We start from the raw sequence: 20,892 nt of genomic DNA on the forward strand, positions 1-20,892 counted from the left end.
CTCCTAGTAGGCGAACGAGAGTCGTTCGGACGCGGCACGATCCGGGGGATCGTCGTCGTGGGTGTCGTCGTCGGTGCCCGGTGGGTGGGCGTCGTGATCGAGCGGTCCCTCGATCACGTAGCGCCGGATGAGCCCGAACCACACCACGGCGAGGACGCCGTAGATCACCGTGAACGTGATGAGTGAGGTGAGCACCGCTCCGACACCGTTGGCCGAGACGCCCTGGGCGACGGTGAGGTGGATGCCCGGGTCGCCGGTCGGGTTGGGCACCACGACCCACGGTTGGCGCCCCATCTCGGTGAACACCCAGCCGGAACTGTTGGCCAGGAACGGAGTCGGGATCGCCGCGATCGCGAGGCGGCCCAACCAGCGCGCGTCGGGGACGCGGCCCTTCCGGGTGAACCAGAGCCCGGCCAGCGCCAGCAGCGCCGAACCGCCCGCCCAGCCGATCATCGCCCGGAACGCCCAGTAGGTGACGAACAGGTTGGGTCGGTAGTCACCCGGCCCGACGGTCTCGTTGTAGTGCTGCTGCATCTCGGCGACACCGGGCAGTGTCGCGTCGAAGGTGTTGGTGGCGAGGAACGACGTCAGGTTGGGCAGCTCGATCACGCGGGTGATGGAGTCGCAGTTGTTGTGCGTGCCGATGGTGAGGACGGAGAACGCGGCGCCGGTCTCTGTGTGGCACAACGATTCGGCCGAGGCCATCTTCATGGGCTGCTGTTCGAACATGAGCTTGCCTTGCACATCACCGGTGATCGCCAGCGCCACACCGGAGACCACGATCACCCACAGCGCGAAACGGGTGACGGGCCGGTACAGGGTGCGGGCGTCCCGATCGAGGGCGTCGGCGAGTTCGACGTCGGTGGTGGACTGCGCGCGACGGCGGTTGCGGATCATCCACCACAGCCCGATGCCCGCGACGAAGGTGCCCGCGGTGAGGAACGATCCGGCGACGGCGTGGGGGAAGGCGGCGAGCGTGGTGTTGTTGGTCATGACCGCCCAGAAGTCGGTCAGCTCAGGTCGTTTCGTCTCCGGGTTGAGACGGGCCCCGACAGGGTGCTGCATCCACGAGTTCGCCGCGATGATGAAGTACGCCGATGCGTTGACGCCGATCGCCACGAGCCAGATGCACGCGAGGTGCACCTTCTTCGGCAGTCGCTGCCACCCGAAGATCCAGAGCCCGAGGAACGTGGACTCGAGGAAGAACGCGACGAGCCCCTCCAGCGCCAGGGGCGCACCGAAGACGTCACCGACGTAGCGGCTGTACTCGCTCCAGTTCATCCCGAACTGGAACTCCTGCACGATCCCCGTCGCGATGCCCAGCGCGAAGTTGATGAGGAAGAGCTTCCCGAAGAACTTGGTGGCGCGATACCACTGCTCGTTGCCGGTGACGGTCCACACCGTCTGCATGACGGCGATCATCGGCGCGAGTCCGATGGTGAGCGGCACGAGGATGAAGTGGTAGACGGTCGTGATCCCGAACTGCCAACGAGAGATGTCCAGGGCGTTCATGGGTCGACCTCGCTGTCGTCATGCACTACTACTGTTCGTAGTACTACCGCCGAAAGTAGACCGAATCGGACAGAGAAGCGAGAGGCCGGCGGTGTCTCGTGCGCCACAGCGGGCGCCCATCACCGGCGCGGAGGTCAGTCCTCGATCGCGCGATCGACCAGCGCGGCGAACTCCGCGGCGCGGGCGGGTACGGGCATGTCGTAGCCGTTGAGGGTGACCACGCGCGCGGCGAGGGTGATCGACGACAGCAACCACACACCGTCGGCCGCGATGAGATCGGCGGTACGCAGCGAACGGGTCTCGGTGGCGAAACCCTCCTTCTCGGCGATGGCGAACAGCGCCTGCTGGGTGGTGCCGTGCAGGATGCCGTACTCCGGCGGGACCGTCACGAGGGTGTCGCCGAAGAGCGCGATCACCGTCGAACGGGGGCTCTCCAGCACCTCACCCTCGCTGCTGACGTAGATGACGTCCTCGGCACCCTGGGCCGCGGCATGCCGTTGGGCCGCCATGTTCGTGGCGTAACTCAGCGTCTTCGCGCCGATCAGCTGCCATGGCGCGTAGGAGGCAAGGTCGATGGAGTACCCGCGGTCGAGGGTGATCACCGACGTCCCGTTCTCGCGCGCCGAGGCGACGCGGTCGGCCACCGGACCGACGGTGAGATACGCGGTCGCCTCGTTGGATTCACGACTGATGCCCGTCTCAACGCCGTCCCGAGGTCCCGGCGCACCCACCGGCGCGCTCTCACGACCACGCGAGTAGACCAGGCGCATGAGGCCTTCGGTGTCCTTGCCGTTCTCCTCGGCCCACACCCGTGCGCCGGTCGCGATCGCCGACCGCCACTTCCCCGCGTCGGGCTCGGGCAGATCGAGGAGCGCCGCGCTGCGGGCCAGTCGCTCGAGGTGCAGTCCCACCAGTCGGGCGGTACCCGACCGGACCAGCAGGGTCTCGAACACCCCGTCGCCGCGCACGGCGGCGAGGTCGTCGGCGTGCAGGTAGGGCACGTCCGGGTCGAGAACAGCACCGTCGTAGGTCACCAGGATCGGATGCGGCATGGCGATCAGAGTAGCGGGTGCTCGTACGATGGAAACGTGACCGACCGCAACGGTGACGCCCCCGTCACCTCGACCCCCATCCCGGCCCCCGACGACTCCCCCGACGCCGGTGTCGCATGGCATCACGGCGACCCGCTGGGAGAGCAACGCACCGCCGCCGAGTCGCTGGTGGTGGTCGATCGATCGCACCGCGGCGTGATCGAGATCAGCGGCGACGAGCGGTTGAGCTGGCTGCACACCATCACGAGCCAGTTCGTCAGCAACCTCCCCGACCGGCGGTCGGCCGAGAACCTCAGCCTCGACGTGAACGGTCGCGTGGAGGAGCATTTCGTCGTCACCGACATCGACGGACTCACCGTCATCGACACCGAACACGAACGGACACAACCGCTGCTGGGCTTCCTGCAGCGAATGGTGTTCTGGGCCAAGGCCGAGCCGGTCCTGCGCGACGACCTCGCCGTGCTGACGCTGCTCGGTCCGAACGCGATGTCGGGACCCGTCGCGGCGTTGCTCGAGATACCCGAGGACGCGGTGGTCTACCAGGCCGGCAGCATCCCCGAGCAACACCACGACGCCGAGCCTGTCGGGTTCTGGCGCGTGATGCCCCCGCTGGGTGAGCGCGGCGCGGACGGACGGCCGACCATCCCCCGCGTCGACGTCGTCGTGCCGCAAACCGAACTCGCGCGCTGGTGGGACTCGCTGGTCGAGGCCGGCGCCCGACCGGCGGGCACGTGGGCCTACGAGGCGACACGGGTGGTCGCGGTGTCCCCGCGCCTGGGCATCGACACCGACGACCGCACCATCCCCCACGAGGTCGAATGGATCGGCGGGCCCGAGGAATTCGGCGCCGTCCACCTCGAGAAGGGCTGCTACCGCGGCCAGGAGACCGTCGCGCGGGTGCACAACCTGGGCAAGCCTCCGCGGCGGCTGGTGCTGCTGCAGCTCGACGGCAGCTCCGACACCCGGCCCGTCACCGGCGACGCCGTCACCGCCGACGGACGCACGGTCGGCCGGATCGGCACCGTGGTCGACCACCACGAATACGGGCCCATCGCGCTCGCACTGGTCAAGCGCAGCGTCCCGGCCGGGACCGCACTCCTCGCCGGCGGTGCCGCGGCCGCCATCGACCCGTCGTCGCTGCGGGAGGACGACCGGATCCAGGCGGGTCGCGCCGCGATCGAGGGACTGCGGAACCGGTGACCACACCTCATACGGGCTCGGTCCTCGCGATCTGTGGCGCCGACCGCGCGGTCACGCTCGATCGCATCGGCGACAGCGGCATCGCCAAGACGCCGTTCACCGGCGCGGTGTCGGTGACCGCCGAGGGTGTTTCGGGCGACCTGATCTGCGACACCAAGCACCACGGCGGCATCGATCAGGCCGTGTACGCCTACAGCGACGTCGAGGCCCGGCGGTGGGCCGAGGAACTCGACCGAGAGCTGCCCCCGGGTTGGTTCGGGGAGAACCTGCGCGTCGACGGTGTCGCGGCGAGCGATGCGGTGATCGGCGAACGTTGGCGGGTCGGCGACACCGTCGAACTCGAGGTGACCATCCCCCGCGTCCCGTGCCGCACGTTCGCGGCGTGGGCCGAGGAGGACCGCTGGATCGCACGGTTCGCCGATCGGGCCGACGTCGGCGCCTACCTGAAGGTGCTCGTGCCGGGCACGATCACCGCGGGCGACACGATCGTCGTGCTCGACCGCCCCGACCACGGTGTCACCGCCCGCGCACTGTTCACCGGCGAGGTGAGCATCGATGCCCTCGAGCACCTGACCAACGACCCCCGCTATACGGGCAAGGTGCACCGGGAGGCGTCGAAGGTGCTGCGCAGACACACCCGCGAGGCCGCACGCGCACGACAGTGAGCCCGATGCGGCCACGCCCGGCATCGCGCAGTGCAGGCTGGTCCGCATCGATGCTCCGAGCGCGCTAGACTGTTGCACACGACAAGATCTATAAACTCAGAATGGGGCCGCCAGTCACGATTGGCCGCCCCGTCATTGTGCGAGGGGGTCCCCCTATGGGCCGCGGCAGAGCAAAAGCTAAGCAGACGAAGGTTGCTCGGGAGTTGAAGTACAGCTCCCCGAACATGGACCTCACCAGCCTGCAGCGAGAGCTTGCGAACGAACCCGAACGCCCCTCCGACCGACCGGACCCCGCTGACGCGTGGACCGACGAGGACGAGTGGCGTCGGGCCTGACACCCGCACCAGTCACCACCGGCGCACTGATCTGACCTCACAGCCCGACAGGGCCGAGGTCGGATCAGAAGCGCGGATGTTCACCCTTCAGTGCCGCGGCTCCCGCGTGGTCTTTTCCGTCGTGTGACTTCGTGATGGTGCCGAGCACCCAGCTGTTCAGGTGCCGGGCGGTCAGCACGGCGAGCGCACGGTCGGTGTCCTCGGGCGCCACGATCGCGACCATGCCGATCCCCATGTTGAAGGTGCGTTCCATCTCGAGCCGTTCGACACGTCCGCGCTGGGCGATCATCGCGAACACCGGGTCGGGCGTCCACGTGCCCCGATCGAGTTCGGCGAGCAGACCGTCGGGGATCACGCGCGCGAGGTTCTCGGCCAGCCCGCCGCCGGTCACGTGGCAGAACGTGCGTACATCGGTCTCGGCCACGAGCGCGAGGCAGTCCTTGGCGTAGATGCGGGTCGGCTCGAGCAGTTCCTCGCCGAGGGTGCGGCCGAACTCCTCGACGTGTCCACCCAGATCCATGTGGCCCCATTCGAGCAGCACCTTGCGGGCCAAGGAGTAGCCGTTCGAGTGCAGACCCGACGACCCCATCGCGATCACCACGTCGCCGGGGCGCACGCGGTCCGGCGAGAGCACCGAATCTGCCTCCACCACACCGACTCCGGTGGCCGACAGGTCGTAGTGCGCGTCCTCCATCAGCCCGGGGTGCTCGGCGGTCTCGCCACCCAGCAGGGCGCACCCCGCCTCGACACACCCGTCGGCGATGCCTTTCACCAGCTCCGCCACGGTCTCCGGGACCACCTTCCCGACGGCGATGTAGTCCTGCAGGAACAGCGGTTCGGCACCGCACACCACGAGGTCGTCGACGACCATCGCGACGAGATCGCGACCCACGGTGTCGTGCTTGTCCATGGCCTGGGCGATGGCGAGCTTCGTCCCGACACCGTCGGTCGAGGACGCGAGAACGGGCTCGCGGTAGTTGCCCTTCAGCGCGAACAGGCCGGCAAACCCACCGATGCCGCCGAGCACCTCTGGACGGGACGCACGCTTGGCGTGCGGGGCGAACAGTCGGACGGCTCGATCACCTGCGTCGATGTCCACGCCGGCATCGGCATAGGACGCCCCCCGCCGGACTGGAGCGTTATCACCTGCGGGATCGGAGTCCTGATTGGTCACGCGCCACACGCTACCGGAGCGGACACCGCCCGTATCGCCCCACTTCGGCCATCGTGCCCCCTACCGGGTGTGGCGTCGGTCGCACACCGTCGGGCCGCGTCGGCCATACTTCGTAACCATTGTCCTGCGATCGAACAGGTGGCTTCCATGACCGATGTGCGCACCACGGGCAGCGCCGTCCGCGAACTCACCGTTCGCGGTGTGATCCTGGGCGGGATCATCACGCTCGTCTTCACCGCCGCCAACGTCTACCTCGGACTGAAGGTGGGACTCACGTTCGCCACCTCGATCCCCGCGGCGGTCATCTCGATGAGCGTGCTGCGGTACTTCCGCAACCACTCGCTGGTCGAGAACAACATCGTGCAGACCATCGCCTCGGCCGCAGGCACGCTCTCGGCGATCATCTTCGTGCTTCCCGGCCTCATCATGGTCGGCTGGTGGACCGGTTTCCCGTACTGGACCACCGCCGCGGTGTGCGCGACCGGCGGCATCCTGGGTGTCGCGTTCTCGATCCCGTTGCGTCGGGCGTTGGTGACCGGATCCGATCTCCCCTTCCCCGAGGGTGTCGCGGGCGCCGAGGTCCTCAAGGTCGGCACCTCGGATTCGGCGCAGGCCGCCGCGGACAACAAGACCGGACTGCGGATGCTGTCGGTGGCCGCGCTCGTGGCCGCGGGTTTCTCGCTCGTGTCGTCGCTCAAGGTGATCAGCAACTCGGTGGCGACGTCGTTCAAGGTCGGCTCGGGCGGCACGATGGTCGGCGCGAGCCTGTCGATGGCCCTCATCGGCGTCGGCCACCTGGTCGGGCTCACCGTCGCGATCGCGATGGTCGTCGGGCTCGTCATCTCGTTCGGCATCCTGCTGCCCATTCGCACCTCGGGGAACCTGTCCGGGTCGGAGGCTCTCGCCGACACGGTCTCGTCGACCTTCTCCTCCGACGTGCGTTTCATCGGGGCCGGCGCGATCGCGGTCGCCGCGGTGTGGACGCTGGTGACCATCCTGCGTCCCATCGTCACCGGCATCATCGAGTCGGCGCGCTCGGCGCGTCTTCGCCGCGGGGGCACCGAGGTCGACGTCGTGGAGCGCGACATCCCGGTTCAGATCGTCGCCGGCGTCGCCGTGTTCATGCTCATCCCCATCGGCTGGCTGCTGTGGGACTTCACGAGTGACACCGCGCTGAACGGCGGTGTCGCCGGAATCATCACGGTGAGCCTGGTGTACCTGCTGGTGTTCGGTCTCGTCATCGCCGCGGTGTGCGGCTACATGGCCGGCCTCATCGGTTCCTCGAACAGCCCGCTGTCGGGTGTCGGGATCCTCGTCGCGATCAGCGCGGCCCTGCTGATCAAGGTCACCTTCGGTGACGCCAGTGGCTCGCAGATGACCGCACTTGTCGCCTACACGTTGTTCACGACGTCGGTGGTGTTCGGTGTCGCGACCATCTCCAACGACAACCTGCAGGACCTCAAGACCGGTCAGCTGGTCGGGTCGACACCGTGGAAACAGCAGGTGGCGTTGGTGATCGGCGTGCTGTTCGGTTCTGCGGTCATCCCGCCGATCCTGCAGCTGATGCAGACCGCGTTCGGGTTCGCCGGCGCACCGAACGCGGGCGACGACGCCCTCGCCGCACCGCAGGCCTCCCTCATCTCGTCACTGGTGAGCGGCGTGTTCGGCGGCTCGCTGGACTGGGCGTTGATCGGACTCGGCGCGCTCATCGGACTCGGCGTCATCGCGATCGACGAGACCATGAGCCGTACCACCCGTTTCCGGTTGCCCCCGCTGGCGGTGGGACTCGGTATGTACCTGCCCATCTCGCTCACGCTCGTGATCCCGATCGGTGCGGTGCTCGGGTTCTTCTACAACCGGTGGGCCGATCGGAACGCGTCGAACGTCGAGCGCACCAAACGACTCGGGGTGCTGCTCGCCTGCGGACTCATCGTGGGAGAGAGCCTGTTCGGCGTGGTGTTCGCCGGCATCGTCGCGGCGTCGGGAGACGACGACCCACTGCGGATCGTCGGCGAGGGCTGGGACAACTGGGCCCAGATCGTCGGGATCCTCGCGTTCGTCCTCGTGGTCGGCTGGCTCTACAAGCGCACCCAGAAGGTGTCGGAAGATGTCTCGGCGAAACCCGAGGCCGCGATCTGATCGACCGCGGTGGCGGTCAGGGGCGACGCAGCGCGCTGGCGTTGTCGTTGACCGCACCGAGCGGGTCGGAACCGACCGCGTTCGACAGCATCGTCTCGAGAACCGCTTTGCCCATCGAGGTCTCGGTCGGGAGATCGATCGGGTACCTGCCGTCGAAACACGCGGCGCAGAGCGCATCGCGTGGCTGCTCGGTGGCGGCGATCATCTCGTCGATGCTGATGTAGGCCAGGGTGTCGGCGCCGATCGCCTGGCGCACGCCCTCGACCATGCCCTCCTCGGACTCCATGCCGTTGGCGATGAGTTCGGCGGGCGAGGCGAAGTCGATGCCGTAGAAACACGGCCACCGGACCGGACTCGACGCGATGCGCACATGGATCTCAGCGGCTCCGGCCTCGCGGAGCATGCGGATCAGCGCGCGCTGGGTGTTGCCGCGGACGATCGAATCGTCCACCACCACAAGCCGTTTGCCGCGGATGACCTCTTTGAGGGGATTGAGCTTCAAGCGGATGCCGAGCTGGCGGATGGTCTGTGACGGCTGGATGAAGGTGCGGCCCACATAGGCGTTCTTCATCAGACCCTGGCCGTAGGGGATACCCGATTCCTGCGCGAAACCTGTGGCGGCCGGCGTCCCCGACTCGGGCACCGGGATCACCAGATCGCCCTCGGCGGGGAACTCACGCGCCAGGCGGCGACCGATCTCGACCCGCGAGGAGTGCACCGAGCGGCCGTTGATGACGCTGTCAGGACGCGCGAGGTAGACGTACTCGAAGACGCACGCCTTGGGCGTGGGCTGGGCGAACCGCGAGCTGCGGACGCCGTCGGCGTCGATGGCGAGCAGCTCACCGGGCTCGATGTCGCGGACGAACGACGCACCGACGATGTCGAGGGCAGCGGTCTCCGAGGCGACGACCCACCCCCGGTCGAGACGACCGAGACACAACGGACGGACGCCGTGGGCGTCGCGGGCTGCGTAGAGGGTGTGCTCGTCCATGAAGGTCAGGCAGAACGCACCCTTGAGGGTGGGCAGCAGCTCCATAGCAGCCTGCTCGATGGTGCGGTCGGCGGCGCCGTGTGCGAGCAGCGCACCGACGACGTCGGAATCCGAGGTCGCGCCTCCGTGCATCCGCGATTCCATCAGACCCGCCGCGCGAGCCGTGCTGGCGAGGTCGGCGGTGTTGACGAGGTTGCCGTTGTGTCCCAGTGCCACACCGGTTCCCGCTGCGGTGGTGCGGAAGATGGGCTGCGAGTTCTCCCATGTGGTCGATCCGGTGGTGGAGTACCGGCAGTGCCCGATCGCGACGTGGCCGGGCATCGAGGCCAGCGTCTGCTCGTCGAACACCTGACTGACCAGGCCGAGGTCCTTGAACACCAGGACCTGCGAACCGTCACCGACGGCGATACCGGCGGCCTCCTGGCCGCGGTGCTGCAGGGCGTAGAGCCCGTAGTAGCTGAGCTTCGCGACGTCCTCGCCGGGAGCCCACACACCGAAGACGCCGCATTCCTCACGCGGTTCGTTCTCGTGGATGTCGAGTTCGCCGCCATCGGGTCGGGAGGCGGAGTTCACGCCGTTCGGCGCGAGAAGATTCGGGCTGTTGATCGACAGCTCGGTCACGGTGACGCTCCCAAGAGGTGGGCGGTGGAGGGCGTGATGATGAGTCTAGGGCCCGCGCGCCGACCTGGGCGAATCATGTGAGTGCGCGTCTGCCCCGTGCGTCCCGCAGGCACCACCGGTTCAGATCGCGACCACCGGCAGGTACGCCACGAGCTCCACCGCGCGACTCCCCGACGCCGACACCTTGCCCTCGGCGACCGCGTCGTCGAGGCCGAGCAGCCCGGTAGCGAGCAACAACCAGGTGCGCGGGTCGGTCTCGACCACGTTCGGTGGCGTACCCCGGGTGTGCCGCGGCCCCTGGATGCACTGCACGGCGACGAAGGGCGGCACCCTGACCTCGACCGATGCCCCCGGTGCGAGTTGGGCGACGGTGCGCGCCGACATCCGGACCGCCGCGGCCAGCTCGGTGCGGGACGGCGTCGGCAGCGTGTCGTCGCGCAGCCACGCAGCCACGACCAGCACCGATTCGCGCATCTGTGCGGGGTCGACGGACTTGGGGGCCATGAGCATCGATGATGTCAGCAGGCGCGCGCACCCACGCCGCCGGAGATCACCCCGACGAAGGAATTCCCGCCATGGCCGTGAGAAGGATCATGCCGATCATCACCGTCGCCGACATCGCGGCGGCGAGTCGGCACCACACCGACATCCTCGGGCTGGCCGATACCGCAGGCGCGGACCCCCTCGGCGATGACACGATGGTCCGATGGGTGCCGAGGTCTCCAAGCGTGAGTTCACCCGAGAGGACCGGCGCCGTTTTCGCGAACAGGTCAGCCGCGGCACCGATGCCATCGCGCGGATGCTCACCGAGGGCATGTTCACCGACGCCCACCGACAGTCCGAACCGCTGCTCGGCATGGAGGTCGAACTCAACCTGATCGACCGGGCGATGAACCCGGCGATGTCGAATGCGACTGTGCTGCAAGCGATCGCCGACCCCGAGTTCCAGACCGAGCTGGGTCAGTTCAACATCGAGATCAACGTCGCACCCCGCCCGTTGACCGACGACAACACCATCGCCCTCGAGCAGGCCCTGCGCGCATCGCTCAACCGCGCCGAACAGCGCGCCGCGGCCACCGACAACCACATCGTGATGATCGGCATGCTGCCGACCCTGCGCGCCGACCACCTCTCGCACCGGTGGATCTCGGCGAACCCCCGCTACGGCCTTCTCAACGAGCAGATCTTCGCCGCGCGCGGTGAGGACATCGCCCTCGACATCGACGGGGTTCCACTCGGAGACGAGCGCGTCGGCGAACGACTCGTCACCACCAGCGATTCGATCCTCCCCGAGGCGGCCTGCACATCAGTGCAGCTGCATCTGCGGGTGGCGCCGGAAACCTTTGCCGCACATTGGAACGCCGCGCAGGCGATCGCCGGGGTGCAGGTGGCCGTGGCCGGCAACTCCCCGTTCTTCGCCGGCAAGGCGCTGTGGCACGAGAGCCGGATCCCGGTGTTCGAACAGGCCACCGACACCCGACCCCTGGAACTGAAGAACCAGGGCGTGCGGCCACGGGTGTGGTTCGGCGAGCGGTGGATCACCACCATCTTCGACCTGTTCGAGGAGAACACCCGCTACTTCCCGGCGCTGCTGCCCGTCTGCAGCGACGACGATCCACTGGAGACCCTCGCGGCGGGCGACATCCCGGAACTCACCGAACTGAAACTGCACAACGGCACCGTGTACCGGTGGAACCGCCCGATCTACGACGTCGTCGACGGTCACGCGCACCTGCGCATCGAGAACCGGGTGCTGCCGGCCGGGCCCACGGTGCTCGACACGATGGCCGACTCGGCCTTCTACTACGGCGTGGTCCGTGCGCTCGTCGACGCCGACCGACCGTTGTGGTCACAGATGTCGTTCGACGCCGCCACCGAGAACCTGCACTCGGGCGCCCGTGACGGCCTCGACGCGGCGCTGTACTGGCCCGCGGTCGGCTGGGTGTCGCCCGACGAGCTGGTGCTGCGACGACTGCTCCCCCTCGCCGACCGCGGCCTGGCCGCCTACGGGGTGTCCGACCGGGCGCGTCGCCGCTACCTGTCGGTGATCGAGGGCCGATGCCTCGCCCGACAGACCGGCGCGGTGTGGCAACGCGAATCGGTCGCCGCGCGCGAACGTGCCGGCGACTCCCGCGACCGGGCGCTCTCGGGCATGATGCGCGAGTACGTCGAACGGATGCACGAGGGCGAGGCCGTGCACACCTGGGATCTGTGAGTCCCGCCCGCGCGGCTACCGTGGCATACATGACCGCCGCACCCGATCCGACGACACCTGACCGCTCCAACCGCCGCGGGTTCGTGATCGTGGCCGTCGTGGTGGTGGTCGCCATCGCCGCACTCGCTGTCGGGCTGATCGCCTACTTCTCCGACAGCAGCGACGACGCGAAGGGTGGCCGCACCGACACCCAGCAGGTCAGCGATGTCGCGCACCAGTTCACCGATGCCGCCAGCAAGGGCGACGCGACCACCGCCCGCGACGCGGTGTGCACCGCCGACAAGAGTCGGTACGCGAACCTGTCGACGCAACCGCTCGCCCAGCCGCTTCCCGCCTTCACCCTGGTCGACGTGAAATTCGCCGGCGACGATGCGACCGGCACGGTGAAGACCACCGGTCAGCCCGACGGCGCGATCTACTTCCACAAGGACGGTGCGGACTGGAAGCTCTGCCCGTCGTCGAAGGCGAAGTTCGCCGGCTGACCCCGCCGGCTATCGAGCCGCGTTCTTCACGAACTCCTCGACGCCCGCGGGTGGTCGGCTGCCCCCGAAGTATCCGCCGCGTACGTGCCGACGCCATTCGCCGTCGTCGGTCGCCCGCGCCGCGGAATGCCAGAGGTAGGCGTCGTGCAGGATGATGTCGCCGGCGTCGGCGTACACCGCGACCTCACCGCGAACCTTCTCGAATCGCAGCGGCATCTCGAACGGTGGTGTGCGGTCGGTGCGACCGCGGGCGGGACGCGCTCCGGCGGGCACCGTCACCCCCGTCGCGTTCCGATAGGGCGCGGGCGTCGCCCAGAGGTGGCTTCCGGGAACCACTCTGAGGAACCCGTTGGCCGGGCTCGTGCCGTCTACGTGGATCGTGAACGCCGTGCTGGGCCAGACGTCGAGGCTGGGACCGGCCTGCCAGTCGGTGTGCCAGCCGATGCGGGCGTACCCGGATTCCCGTCCCGGACGCGCGTCCTGATAGACGACACCGAACTGCTCGTGGGCACGCAGCCAACAACTCTCACCGAGCAGCGAGGCCATGATCGAGCGCAGCACCGGGTCAGACACCGCATCGGACACCGCGGGCGAGACCTCCGACACGTATTCGACGTAGTTGACGAATCCTGTTGCCGACGTGGCCTCGTCGAGGAACACCGTGGATCCGTACCGGTCACCGAGGACTCCCGACCGCACGTTCTCCTGCGCCTCGGCGCACTCCGATTCGATCCGGGCCAGCCGAGTCTCGTCGATGAGGCCACGCAGGATCGCGTACCCGTGCATGTCGTAGAACCACAGCAGGTCCTCGATCTCGTCGGTTCCGAAGACGCCGAGGGCGTGGAGGGCTCCCATGGGCCGAGGTTACGACTGCGCGCCGATCTTCGCGTGTCGAGCGATCACGCCGGCGGGACGAGTCCCCGACCGGTGACCAGCGGCAGGTCGAGTGCCGTCACGAGGCCGGGCTCCGCGGCGACGACCGCCTCGACCGCGTTGACCAGCCGCATGGCGGTGACGATCATGCCCGAGACGTTGTGGTCGCCGTGCTCGCCGTGGTGGGTGAAGTCGACGGTCATCATCGGTTCGCCGGTGATCTCGATCCGGTAGCAGCCGTCACCGGTGTGAGGTGTCGGCCAGTCGGGTCGCTGCGTCGGGTCGGTACGGGTGATGTGATCGAGCACCACGCGTTCGACACCGTCGACGGTGCCGATCACCTGGAACCGCACGGCCGCCATGGTGCCCTCGGCGATGTCGCACGACACCGTCGAGATGTCGCGCTCGGCGGGGATCCGTTCCACCTTCTCGACCAGCGGTTCGTCGAGGGTGAGGTCGAGGCCGGCGGCGATCTGACGGACCACACTCCCCCACGCCATCGACAGCACACCCGGGGTGAAGAGCATCGGTGTCTCGTCGAGGGATTTGCCGAAGCCGAAGATCTCGCTCATCACCACCGGCTGGTAGTACGTCGAGTAGTCGGCGATCTCGTAGCAGCACACCTGGTCGATACGCTGCGACAGGCTCGTCATCGCCAGTGGGAGAACATCGTTGGCGAAACCGGGGTCGATGCCGTTCACGTGCAGACTGGCGTTGCCCTTCGCGGCCGCCGCCTCGACGCGGGCGATCATGTCGTCGGGGATCACGCCTTTCGGGTACTGCAGCAGCACCGGACCCGATGACACCACGTTGATCCCCGCCTCGAGGAAGAGCAGCAGATCCTCGAACGCCTCGAAGATCCGGTCGTCGACCATAGCGGTGTGCACGATGGCGTCGGGCTTCAACGCGATGAGGGCGTCGCGGTCGTTCGTGGCGATGACGCCGAGGTCGCGGCCGAGGTCGGCGAGCTGTCCCGCGTCCTTGCCGACCTTGTCGGGGTTGGACACCCACACCCCGACGAGTTCGAGGTCGGGGCGGGCGTCGATCCCGGCGATCGCGTGCCGGCCCACAGTTCCCGTGGACCATTCGACGACTCTGAGCACCACGCGAGACCTCCGTGTCCGAATGCTGGCAACCGCCTCAGGGTAGAACACGTTCTAGTACTCGCGAGGGGCTTTCTGCGTCAGCCCGATGCCGTGCGTCGCCCACCGTCGGCCTTCGCCCGATACATGGCCGCGTCTGCGCGGTCGAGCAACCCGGTCAGTGCGTCGACCGACTCCAGTCGCGCCGCCGTGGCGATCCCGATGCTCACGGTGATCGCGATACCCGTCCGCACCGCGATCGGGCAGGCATGGACGCGCTCGGCGACCCCATCGGCGTGGGTGTCGTCGTCGCGAAGCAGGATCGCGAACTCCTCGCCACCGATCCGCGCGGTCACCGCATCGGCGGGGACGGCCGATCGCAACGCTGCACCGAACTCTGTCAGCACCTCGTCGCCGCATCGATGCCCGTACCTGTCGTTGATCGACTTGAACTTGTCGATGTCGAGCACCAGGACGGAGACCGGACCGGAATGGCGGATGTGGTCGCCTGCGCTCGCGATGAGGCCTCGACGGTTGAAAAGGCCGGTGAGACTGTCGCGGTGGGCGCCGATGGCGTCGGCGTTGAGTACGCGCACGCCCGGCAGGACGACGAGGGGCACCACCATCACGATGGGCAGCAGGACGAGTGCACGGATCGCCACGAGGACCGGCTCGACGCCGTCGGCCACCGATGCCGCTGCACACCAGATCATCGCGCCCGCGGAGATGGCGAAGTGACCCGCCACCGCTCGCGCGCTGTGCAGGAAGGCGGCGTAGATGCCGTTGACCGCGAGGAGCGCCAGACCGGGAAACGCCGTGAACGTGTCGGAGTAGCACAGCACCACCACGAGGACCGAGACGTCGCTGTAGCCGAGGAAGAAGAGGGAGGACCGCTCCGAGACCTCGCCACCGCGCAGCCAGAACGCACCGATCGCGAGCGACGTGGCCGCCACGGCCAGCGTGACGGGCACCGAATACGGAATGCCCGGCCCCTTGCTGAAATACACGGCGGAGAGCACCGCCCCGGCGCCGTACAGGAACGAGCAGAGACCGACGGTCACCTCGATCGGACGCCGCAACCCGACGCTGCGCAGATACTGCACGGTGTTGCGATACACCGACGGCGACGACCACCACCGAACGATCTCGCGACTCCCCCAGGCCATCGGACAAGCGTACAAGCCGGTGCGGCGGCGTCGAGGACGACTACGCGTCGAGGTGTGCGGTCCCCAGGTTGACCAGGATGGCACCCACCACGATGAACGCGATCCCCACCAGCGCGACGATCCCGAGGCGTTCCCGGAAGAACACCGCGCCGGCGAGGGCGACGAGTGTGGTGCCCGCGGCCGACCACAGCGCGTATCCGATGCCGATGTCGAGTCCGCGGTCGATGGCGAGGCCGAGGAACACGACGCTGCCGATGTAGCCGACGACCACGACCACCGACGGCACCGGACGGGTGAACCCCTCGGCGAGTTTCAACGACACCGCGGCCGAGACATCACATCCGATGGCTCCGCACAGCAGCAGCGCTGCCGCCGGTGTCATCGCCGCCGATCGATCACGAGGGTGGCGCCGTTCGCAACCATCGTGTGGTGGGCGGGACGAGCAGCAGGACCACGGTGGCCACGGGGAACAGCAGGACGAACAACGAGCCCACACTCGCACCCACCGCGAACGCCGCGCCGTTGTCCGAACTCGATGCCGTGGTGGCGATGATCGCACCGACGATCCCGATCACGATGCTGACACCGACACCCACGAAGATCAGGTTCCGCCCGAGGGTTCGCCTGCGCAGCAGCAGAACTCCGCCCGCGATCAGGACGCCCACCCGCACCAGGTTGCCCAGCAGTTCGAACACGACGTACCAGGTCGGCAGGTCGACATCCGATCCACCGAGGACCACTGCGTCGCCGATAAGCCCGAACGCAGCAGCTATGACGCCGAGGAACGCGAGAACCGCCGCGATCACCGCGGTCGCCGACGACGGAGGAGGAGGCGTCCAGCCACCCGGACCACCGGGATGCTGCGGATACCCCTGCGTCGGTGCGTATCCGGGCGGGGGTCCGTAACCGGGAGGCGGACCGTATCCCTGTGGCGGCCCGTATCCCTGCGGGGGTCCGTAGCCCTGCGGGGGTCCGTAGCCCTGCGGGGGTCCGTAATTCGGGGGCGGCGGGAATCGATTCAGGTCGTACGAGGGGTCCGGACCGGTCATCACTGCCTCCTGTGCGGGCGCTGCATCTCGACCGCACGAGTGTACGGCTCAGCCGAAGAGGGCGGGCAACGTGGCCTCGTGGACCTCGCGCAGTTCGGCGAGGGTGACCGAGAAGTGGTCCTGGATCTCGACGGAGTCGCTGCCCTGATCGACCACACCGATTCGCGTCCACGGCATCTCGCGAGCGGTGAGCATCGAGCAGAACCGTGTCTCCTCGGTGCGGGGCACGGCGACGAGCACCCGGCCGGCCGACTCGGAGAACAGCCACACGAACGGATCGGCACCCTCGGGGAGGATGATGCGGCAACCGGTCTCACCGGCGAGCGCCGATTCGACGACGGTCTGCGCGAGCCCGCCCTCGGACAGGTCGTGTGCCGCCGAGATCAGTCCGTCGCGTGAGGCCGCGGTGAGGATCGAACCGAGCAGTCGCTCACGGTCGAGATCGACCTCGGGCGGGACGCCGCCGAGGTGATCATGGGTGACCTGCGCCCAGATCGACCCGTCGAGTTCATCTTTCGTGTCGCCCATCAGGATCAGGGTCTCGCCGGGCTCGGTACCGATGTCGGTCGGGATACGGCGGTGGACGTCGTCGATCACGCCGAGCACCCCGACCACGGGGGTCGGGAGGATGGGGGTCGAGCCGGTCTGGTTGTAGAAGCTGACGTTGCCGCCGCACACCGGGATGCCCAGCTGCGCGCAGCCGTCGGCGAGGCCCTTCACGGCCTCGGAGAACTGCCACATCACCGCGGGGTCCTCGGGCGAACCGAAGTTGAGGCAGTTGGTGACCGCCTTGGGGGTCGCCCCGGTGACCACCACGTTGCGGTAGGCCTCGGCCAACGCCAGTTGCGCGCCACGGTACGGATCGAGATAGGTGTAGCGACCCGAGGCGTCGGTGGCGAGAGCGATTCCGCGACCGGTGTTCTCGTCGATGCGGATCACCCCGCCGTCGGCGTTCTCGGCCAGCACCGTGTTGCCGCGGACGTAGCGGTCGTACTGCTCGGTGATGAACTTGCGGCTGCACAGCGCAGGCGAGGCGAGCATGGTCAGCAGCGTCGAACGCAGCTCGTCATCGGAAGCGGGCCTGGCGAGATCGGCACTACGCGAGGCGATCACGGTGTCCTGCCACTCGGGCCGCTCCACCGGACGCTGGTACACGGGGCCCTCGTGGGCGACGGTGCGCGGCGGCACGTCGACGACGGTCTCTCCGTGCCAGGTGATCTCGAGGTTGTCACCGTCGGTGACCTCACCGATCACGGTGGCGAGCACATCCCACTTGCGACACACGGCGAGGAACGCATCGACGTTCTCTGGTGTGACCACGGCGCACATGCGTTCCTGCGACTCGCTGGAGAGCACCTCGGCCGGCGTCATGCCCTCGGCGCGCATCGGGACGGTCTCGAGCGCGATGCTCATGCCGCCGTCACCGGCGGACGCCAGCTCGGAGGTGGCACACGACAACCCCGCACCACCGAGATCCTGGATGCCGACCACGAGGCCTGCGTGATACAGCTCGAGGCAGCACTCGATGAGCACCTTTTCGGTGAACGGGTCACCGACCTGCACGGCCGGCAACTTCTTCCGGTTCGGCCCGGATTCGCCTGTGTCGTCGAAGGTCTCCGATGCGAGCACCGACACGCCGCCGATGCCGTCGAGGCCGGTGCGGGCGCCGAACAGGATGATCTTGTTACCCGCGCCCGAGGCGAAGGCGAGCTGTAGGTCCTCCACCCGGAGTACGCCCGCACACAGCGCGTTGACGAGCGGGTTGCCCGCGTAGCTGGCGTCGAAGACGGTCTCGCCACCGACATTCGGCAGTCCGAGCGAGTTGCCGTAGCCACCCACACCACGAACCACACCGTCGACGACGCGACGGGTGTCGGGGGCGTCGGCCGCGCCGAACCGCAGCTGATCCATCACCGCGATCGGTCGGGCGCCCATGGCCATGATGTCGCGGACGATGCCGCCGACGCCGGTCGCAGCGCCCTGGTACGGCTCGACGTAGGACGGGTGGTTGTGCGACTCGACCTTGAAGGTGACGGCCCAGCCGTCGCCGATGTCGACCACGCCGGCGTTCTCGCCGATCCCGGCGAGCATCGCCGAGCGCATCTCGTCGGTGGTGGTCTCACCGAAGTACTTCAGGTGCACCTTCGACGACTTGTAGCTGCAGTGCTCGGACCACATCACCGAGTACATGGCCAGCTCGGCGTCGGTGGGACGCCGGCCGAGGATCTCGCGGATCCGCGCGTACTCGTCGTCCTTGAGACCGAGCTCGCGGAAGGGCTGGGGGACGTCGGGGGTGTCGGCGGCGACGGAGACGGTATCTACCTGTGCGATCACGGGAACATCGTAGGTGGTCGGGTCCCCGCGCCGCCTCCTCGCGCCCGAGCGAGGTCGCCGTCACATCCGCGCGATAGTCTTGCGGGCGCAATCGTAGGAATGTGCGGGAGCGTTCGTACCGCACCCGCTCCAGACATGCCGGGGGTCGTGGTCGTGGTCGATATCCGTCAGGCGCGTGCGCTGTTCGATCTGGGTGTGTTGTCGCTGGGGATCCCCGTCGACGGCCAGGAGGCCGCGCGCGATCCGAACCAGGCGAAGCTCGCGTTCACCCGCGCCACCGAGTACGCGCCGGAGATGTGCGACGCCTGGCTGGGCCGCCTCGCCTGCGGCGACGACGCCCCCGACGCGATCATGAACCTCTACCGCTCGCGCGGCGCGGTGAACGCCGAACTGCGGCGCCTGGGCCTGCCGCCGCGCACCCTGGTCGGCCGGTTCGCGACAGGGCTCTACATCGACTACCCCATCACCGATCGTGTTGAGATCATCGCCGCCTACGCGGCGTCGCTCATCGGCGGTCTCGACTACACCGGGGCCGAGGAGGTGCTCGACGAGATCCCCGCGGGCACCGACGCCCCCATCGCCGCCTACGTGCGGGCGATCATGCACTTCCGCACCCAGCGCTGGCCCGATGTGCTGACCATCCTCTCCGGTTCGGGTTCGTGGACCGACGAGTACATGCAGGCGGGCGCGAACGTGATGGCCGGTTCGGCGTGCGCGCAACTGGGCATGTTCGCCGAGGCGAACCGGAGGCTGTCCGAGGCCGAGACCGGCCCCATCCCGGCCGCGTCGACCGCGGCGATGTTCACCCACGGGCTCGTGCTCCGCGAGGAGGGCCAGGAGGACAAGGCCCGCGCGCTGTTCGAGCAGGTCTACTCCCGCGACCCCAGCTTCACCGCCAACGCGAGCGCTCTGGCCGACCAGCGCTATCGCCTCGTGGTGGTCGAACCCGACCGCATCGCGCGCCGTACCGATCGTTGGGACCCGGCGTCGGTCCCTGAGGAGACGTCGTCGGTGATCGACCCGGTGACAGGTGATTCCACCGACAAGCTCGCCGCTGCCAAGGCCGAACTCGAACGCCAGGTGGGGCTGGCCTCGGTGAAGAGCCAGGTGGCGAAGCTGTCGTCGGCGGTGGCCCTGGCGAAGGTGCGCGCCGACAAGGGACTCGCGAGCCAGTCGCGCAGCCTGCACCTCGCGTTCACCGGCCCTCCCGGTACCGGCAAGACGACCATCGCGCGGATCATCGCCAAGACCTACTGCGGTCTCGGACTGCTCAAGACCGACTCCATCGTCGAGGCCAGCCGCCGCGACCTCGTCGGTGAACACCTCGGCTCCACGGCCCCCAAGACCTCGGCGGTCATCGACCGCGCGCTGGACGGCGTGCTGTTCATCGACGAGGCCTACACACTCATCCAGACCGGTCTGTCCGGCGGTGACGCGTTCGGCCGTGAGGCCGTCGACACGCTGCTGGCCCGCATGGAGGACAACCGCGACCGGCTCGTCGTCATCATCGCCGGGTACGACGGCGAGATCGACCGCCTGCTGTCGTCGAACGACGGTCTCGCGTCGCGCTTCGCCCGCCGCATCCGCTTCGACTCCTACCGCCCCGAGGAACTCGCCGAGATCGCCGAGGTCATCGCGCAGGCACGCGACTCGGTGCTGCCCGCGGCGTCGGCGTCGGTGCTGCACCGCGCGTGCATCCCCCTCTACGACACCGTCGTGGCCGACCAGAGCGGCCAGCAGGTCCGCCTCATCGACCTCGCCGGCAACGGCCGTTTCGTCCGCAACGTCATCGAGAGCGCCGAGGAGGAGCGCGAGTTCCGCCTCAGCTCCGGCGACATCGACATCACCGAACTCGACGCCGACGCCCTCATGCGCATCGAGCCCCAAGACATCCAGACCGCCGTCGACAGCATCATCGCGTCGATGAACCTGGATGCCCGCGTGCGCTGAGAGAAACTTTCTCGGATCTCAGTGGAACCCATCTGACTCGTCACCCGTCCAA

General features: G+C 68.3%; 18 protein-coding genes. 7 read left to right on the top strand and 11 right to left on the bottom strand.

Features of this window, described 5'->3' with window-relative positions:
• Positions 1 to 3: 3 nt before the first annotated feature.
• Together ACLBW1_RS09800 and ACLBW1_RS09805 are read right to left on the bottom strand one after the other, a co-directional pair.
• On the bottom strand, positions 4 to 1,512 hold the full coding sequence (locus ACLBW1_RS09800) for a cytochrome ubiquinol oxidase subunit I (RefSeq protein WP_447811638.1): 1,509 nt from the start codon (positions 1,510 to 1,512) through the stop codon (positions 4 to 6).
• A 134-nt stretch (positions 1,513 to 1,646) separates the two neighbouring features.
• Positions 1,647 to 2,564: an aminodeoxychorismate lyase gene (locus ACLBW1_RS09805; protein WP_447811639.1), complete on the bottom strand. Its 918-nt coding sequence runs from the start codon at positions 2,562 to 2,564 to the stop codon at positions 1,647 to 1,649.
• 78 nt (positions 2,565 to 2,642) lie between these two features.
• On the opposite strand from ACLBW1_RS09805, the gene ygfZ reads away from it, so the two are divergent.
• The 3 genes from ygfZ (at position 2,643) to ACLBW1_RS09820 (ending at position 4,764) form a co-directional block, all read left to right on the top strand.
• Positions 2,643 to 3,764, top strand: a complete 1,122-nt coding sequence (gene ygfZ, locus ACLBW1_RS09810; protein WP_447812150.1) for a CAF17-like 4Fe-4S cluster assembly/insertion protein YgfZ — start codon at positions 2,643 to 2,645, stop codon at positions 3,762 to 3,764.
• Entirely contained in the window at positions 3,761 to 4,429 is a 669-nt protein-coding gene (locus ACLBW1_RS09815) for an MOSC domain-containing protein (RefSeq protein WP_447811640.1), read from the top strand. Before ygfZ ends, ACLBW1_RS09815 begins: the two co-directional genes overlap by 4 nt.
• A gap of 155 nt (positions 4,430 to 4,584) precedes the next feature.
• A complete protein-coding gene (locus ACLBW1_RS09820) occupies positions 4,585 to 4,764 on the top strand; it encodes a DUF3073 domain-containing protein (RefSeq protein ID WP_447811641.1) in 180 nt (59 codons plus the stop codon).
• A gap of 64 nt (positions 4,765 to 4,828) precedes the next feature.
• On the opposite strand, the gene purM is transcribed toward ACLBW1_RS09820, so the two are convergent.
• Entirely contained in the window at positions 4,829 to 5,938 is a 1,110-nt protein-coding gene (purM, locus tag ACLBW1_RS09825) for a phosphoribosylformylglycinamidine cyclo-ligase (RefSeq protein WP_447811642.1), read from the bottom strand.
• 147 nt (positions 5,939 to 6,085) lie between these two features.
• On the opposite strand from purM, the gene ACLBW1_RS09830 reads away from it, so the two are divergent.
• Positions 6,086 to 8,077: an OPT family oligopeptide transporter gene (locus ACLBW1_RS09830; protein WP_447811643.1), complete on the top strand. Its 1,992-nt coding sequence runs from the start codon at positions 6,086 to 6,088 to the stop codon at positions 8,075 to 8,077.
• Positions 8,078 to 8,093: 16 nt separating this feature from the next.
• Here the strand turns inward: ACLBW1_RS09830 and purF are convergent, their stop codons facing one another.
• Positions 8,094 to 9,689, bottom strand: a complete 1,596-nt coding sequence (gene purF / locus ACLBW1_RS09835) for an amidophosphoribosyltransferase (protein WP_447811644.1) — start codon at positions 9,687 to 9,689, stop codon at positions 8,094 to 8,096.
• A gap of 120 nt (positions 9,690 to 9,809) precedes the next feature.
• Positions 9,810 to 10,193: a sterol carrier family protein gene (locus tag ACLBW1_RS09840; protein ID WP_447811645.1), complete on the bottom strand. Its 384-nt coding sequence runs from the start codon at positions 10,191 to 10,193 to the stop codon at positions 9,810 to 9,812.
• Positions 10,194 to 10,395: 202 nt separating this feature from the next.
• Between ACLBW1_RS09840 and ACLBW1_RS09845 the strand changes: the two genes are divergently transcribed.
• Positions 10,396 to 11,904 carry a glutamate--cysteine ligase gene (locus ACLBW1_RS09845; protein WP_447811646.1) on the top strand — a complete coding sequence of 503 codons (1,509 nt, stop codon included), beginning with the start codon at positions 10,396 to 10,398 and terminating at the stop codon, positions 11,902 to 11,904.
• Between the two features lie 29 nt (positions 11,905 to 11,933).
• A complete protein-coding gene (locus tag ACLBW1_RS09850) occupies positions 11,934 to 12,386 on the top strand; it encodes an Rv0361 family membrane protein (RefSeq protein ID WP_447811647.1) in 453 nt (150 codons plus the stop codon).
• A 9-nt stretch (positions 12,387 to 12,395) separates the two neighbouring features.
• Here the strand turns inward: ACLBW1_RS09850 and ACLBW1_RS09855 are convergent, their stop codons facing one another.
• The 6 genes from ACLBW1_RS09855 to purL form a co-directional block, all read right to left on the bottom strand.
• Positions 12,396 to 13,241 (bottom strand): phytanoyl-CoA dioxygenase family protein, encoded by an 846-nt coding sequence (locus ACLBW1_RS09855; protein WP_447811648.1) that lies wholly within the window; start codon positions 13,239 to 13,241, stop codon positions 12,396 to 12,398.
• A gap of 44 nt (positions 13,242 to 13,285) precedes the next feature.
• Positions 13,286 to 14,365, bottom strand: a complete 1,080-nt coding sequence (locus ACLBW1_RS09860) for an NAD(P)H-dependent amine dehydrogenase family protein (protein WP_447811649.1) — start codon at positions 14,363 to 14,365, stop codon at positions 13,286 to 13,288.
• 77 nt (positions 14,366 to 14,442) lie between these two features.
• Positions 14,443 to 15,507: a GGDEF domain-containing protein gene (locus tag ACLBW1_RS09865; RefSeq protein ID WP_447811650.1), complete on the bottom strand. Its 1,065-nt coding sequence runs from the start codon at positions 15,505 to 15,507 to the stop codon at positions 14,443 to 14,445.
• A gap of 40 nt (positions 15,508 to 15,547) precedes the next feature.
• The gene (locus ACLBW1_RS09870) at positions 15,548 to 15,889 is read right to left on the bottom strand and encodes a DMT family transporter (protein WP_447811651.1); all 342 of its coding nucleotides are present in this window, start codon (positions 15,887 to 15,889) and stop codon (positions 15,548 to 15,550) included.
• A 13-nt stretch (positions 15,890 to 15,902) separates the two neighbouring features.
• A complete protein-coding gene (locus ACLBW1_RS09875; RefSeq protein WP_447811652.1) occupies positions 15,903 to 16,556 on the bottom strand; it encodes a hypothetical protein in 654 nt (217 codons plus the stop codon).
• 48 nt (positions 16,557 to 16,604) lie between these two features.
• A complete protein-coding gene (purL, locus tag ACLBW1_RS09880) occupies positions 16,605 to 18,890 on the bottom strand; it encodes a phosphoribosylformylglycinamidine synthase subunit PurL (RefSeq protein ID WP_447811653.1) in 2,286 nt (761 codons plus the stop codon).
• 153 nt (positions 18,891 to 19,043) lie between these two features.
• Here purL and eccA point away from each other — a divergent pair, with 153 nt between their 5' ends.
• Positions 19,044 to 20,840, top strand: a complete 1,797-nt coding sequence (gene eccA, locus ACLBW1_RS09885) for a type VII secretion AAA-ATPase EccA (RefSeq protein WP_447811654.1) — start codon at positions 19,044 to 19,046, stop codon at positions 20,838 to 20,840.
• Positions 20,841 to 20,892: the final 52 nt, after the last annotated feature.

The organism is Williamsia sp. M5A3_1d, from assembly GCF_053345315.1.

What these genes read in the sequence shown, in the direction of transcription:
- ACLBW1_RS09865 (WP_447811650.1), bottom strand. Translation starts at nt 15,507, where the DNA reads ATGGCCTGGGGGAGTCGCGAGATCGTTCGGTGGTGGTCGTCGCCGTCG.
- ACLBW1_RS09830 (WP_447811643.1), top strand. Translation starts at nt 6,086, where the DNA reads ATGACCGATGTGCGCACCACGGGCAGCGCCGTCCGCGAACTCACCGTT.
- ACLBW1_RS09875 (WP_447811652.1), bottom strand. Translation starts at nt 16,556, where the DNA reads ATGACCGGTCCGGACCCCTCGTACGACCTGAATCGATTCCCGCCGCCC.
- ACLBW1_RS09850 (WP_447811647.1), top strand. Translation starts at nt 11,934, where the DNA reads ATGACCGCCGCACCCGATCCGACGACACCTGACCGCTCCAACCGCCGC.
- ACLBW1_RS09800 (WP_447811638.1), bottom strand. Translation starts at nt 1,512, where the DNA reads ATGAACGCCCTGGACATCTCTCGTTGGCAGTTCGGGATCACGACCGTC.
- ACLBW1_RS09855 (WP_447811648.1), bottom strand. Translation starts at nt 13,241, where the DNA reads ATGGGAGCCCTCCACGCCCTCGGCGTCTTCGGAACCGACGAGATCGAG.
- ACLBW1_RS09840 (WP_447811645.1), bottom strand. Translation starts at nt 10,193, where the DNA reads ATGGCCCCCAAGTCCGTCGACCCCGCACAGATGCGCGAATCGGTGCTG.
- ACLBW1_RS09820 (WP_447811641.1), top strand. Translation starts at nt 4,585, where the DNA reads ATGGGCCGCGGCAGAGCAAAAGCTAAGCAGACGAAGGTTGCTCGGGAG.
- ACLBW1_RS09805 (WP_447811639.1), bottom strand. Translation starts at nt 2,564, where the DNA reads ATGCCGCATCCGATCCTGGTGACCTACGACGGTGCTGTTCTCGACCCG.
- ACLBW1_RS09870 (WP_447811651.1), bottom strand. Translation starts at nt 15,889, where the DNA reads ATGACACCGGCGGCAGCGCTGCTGCTGTGCGGAGCCATCGGATGTGAT.
- ACLBW1_RS09845 (WP_447811646.1), top strand. Translation starts at nt 10,396, where the DNA reads ATGGGTGCCGAGGTCTCCAAGCGTGAGTTCACCCGAGAGGACCGGCGC.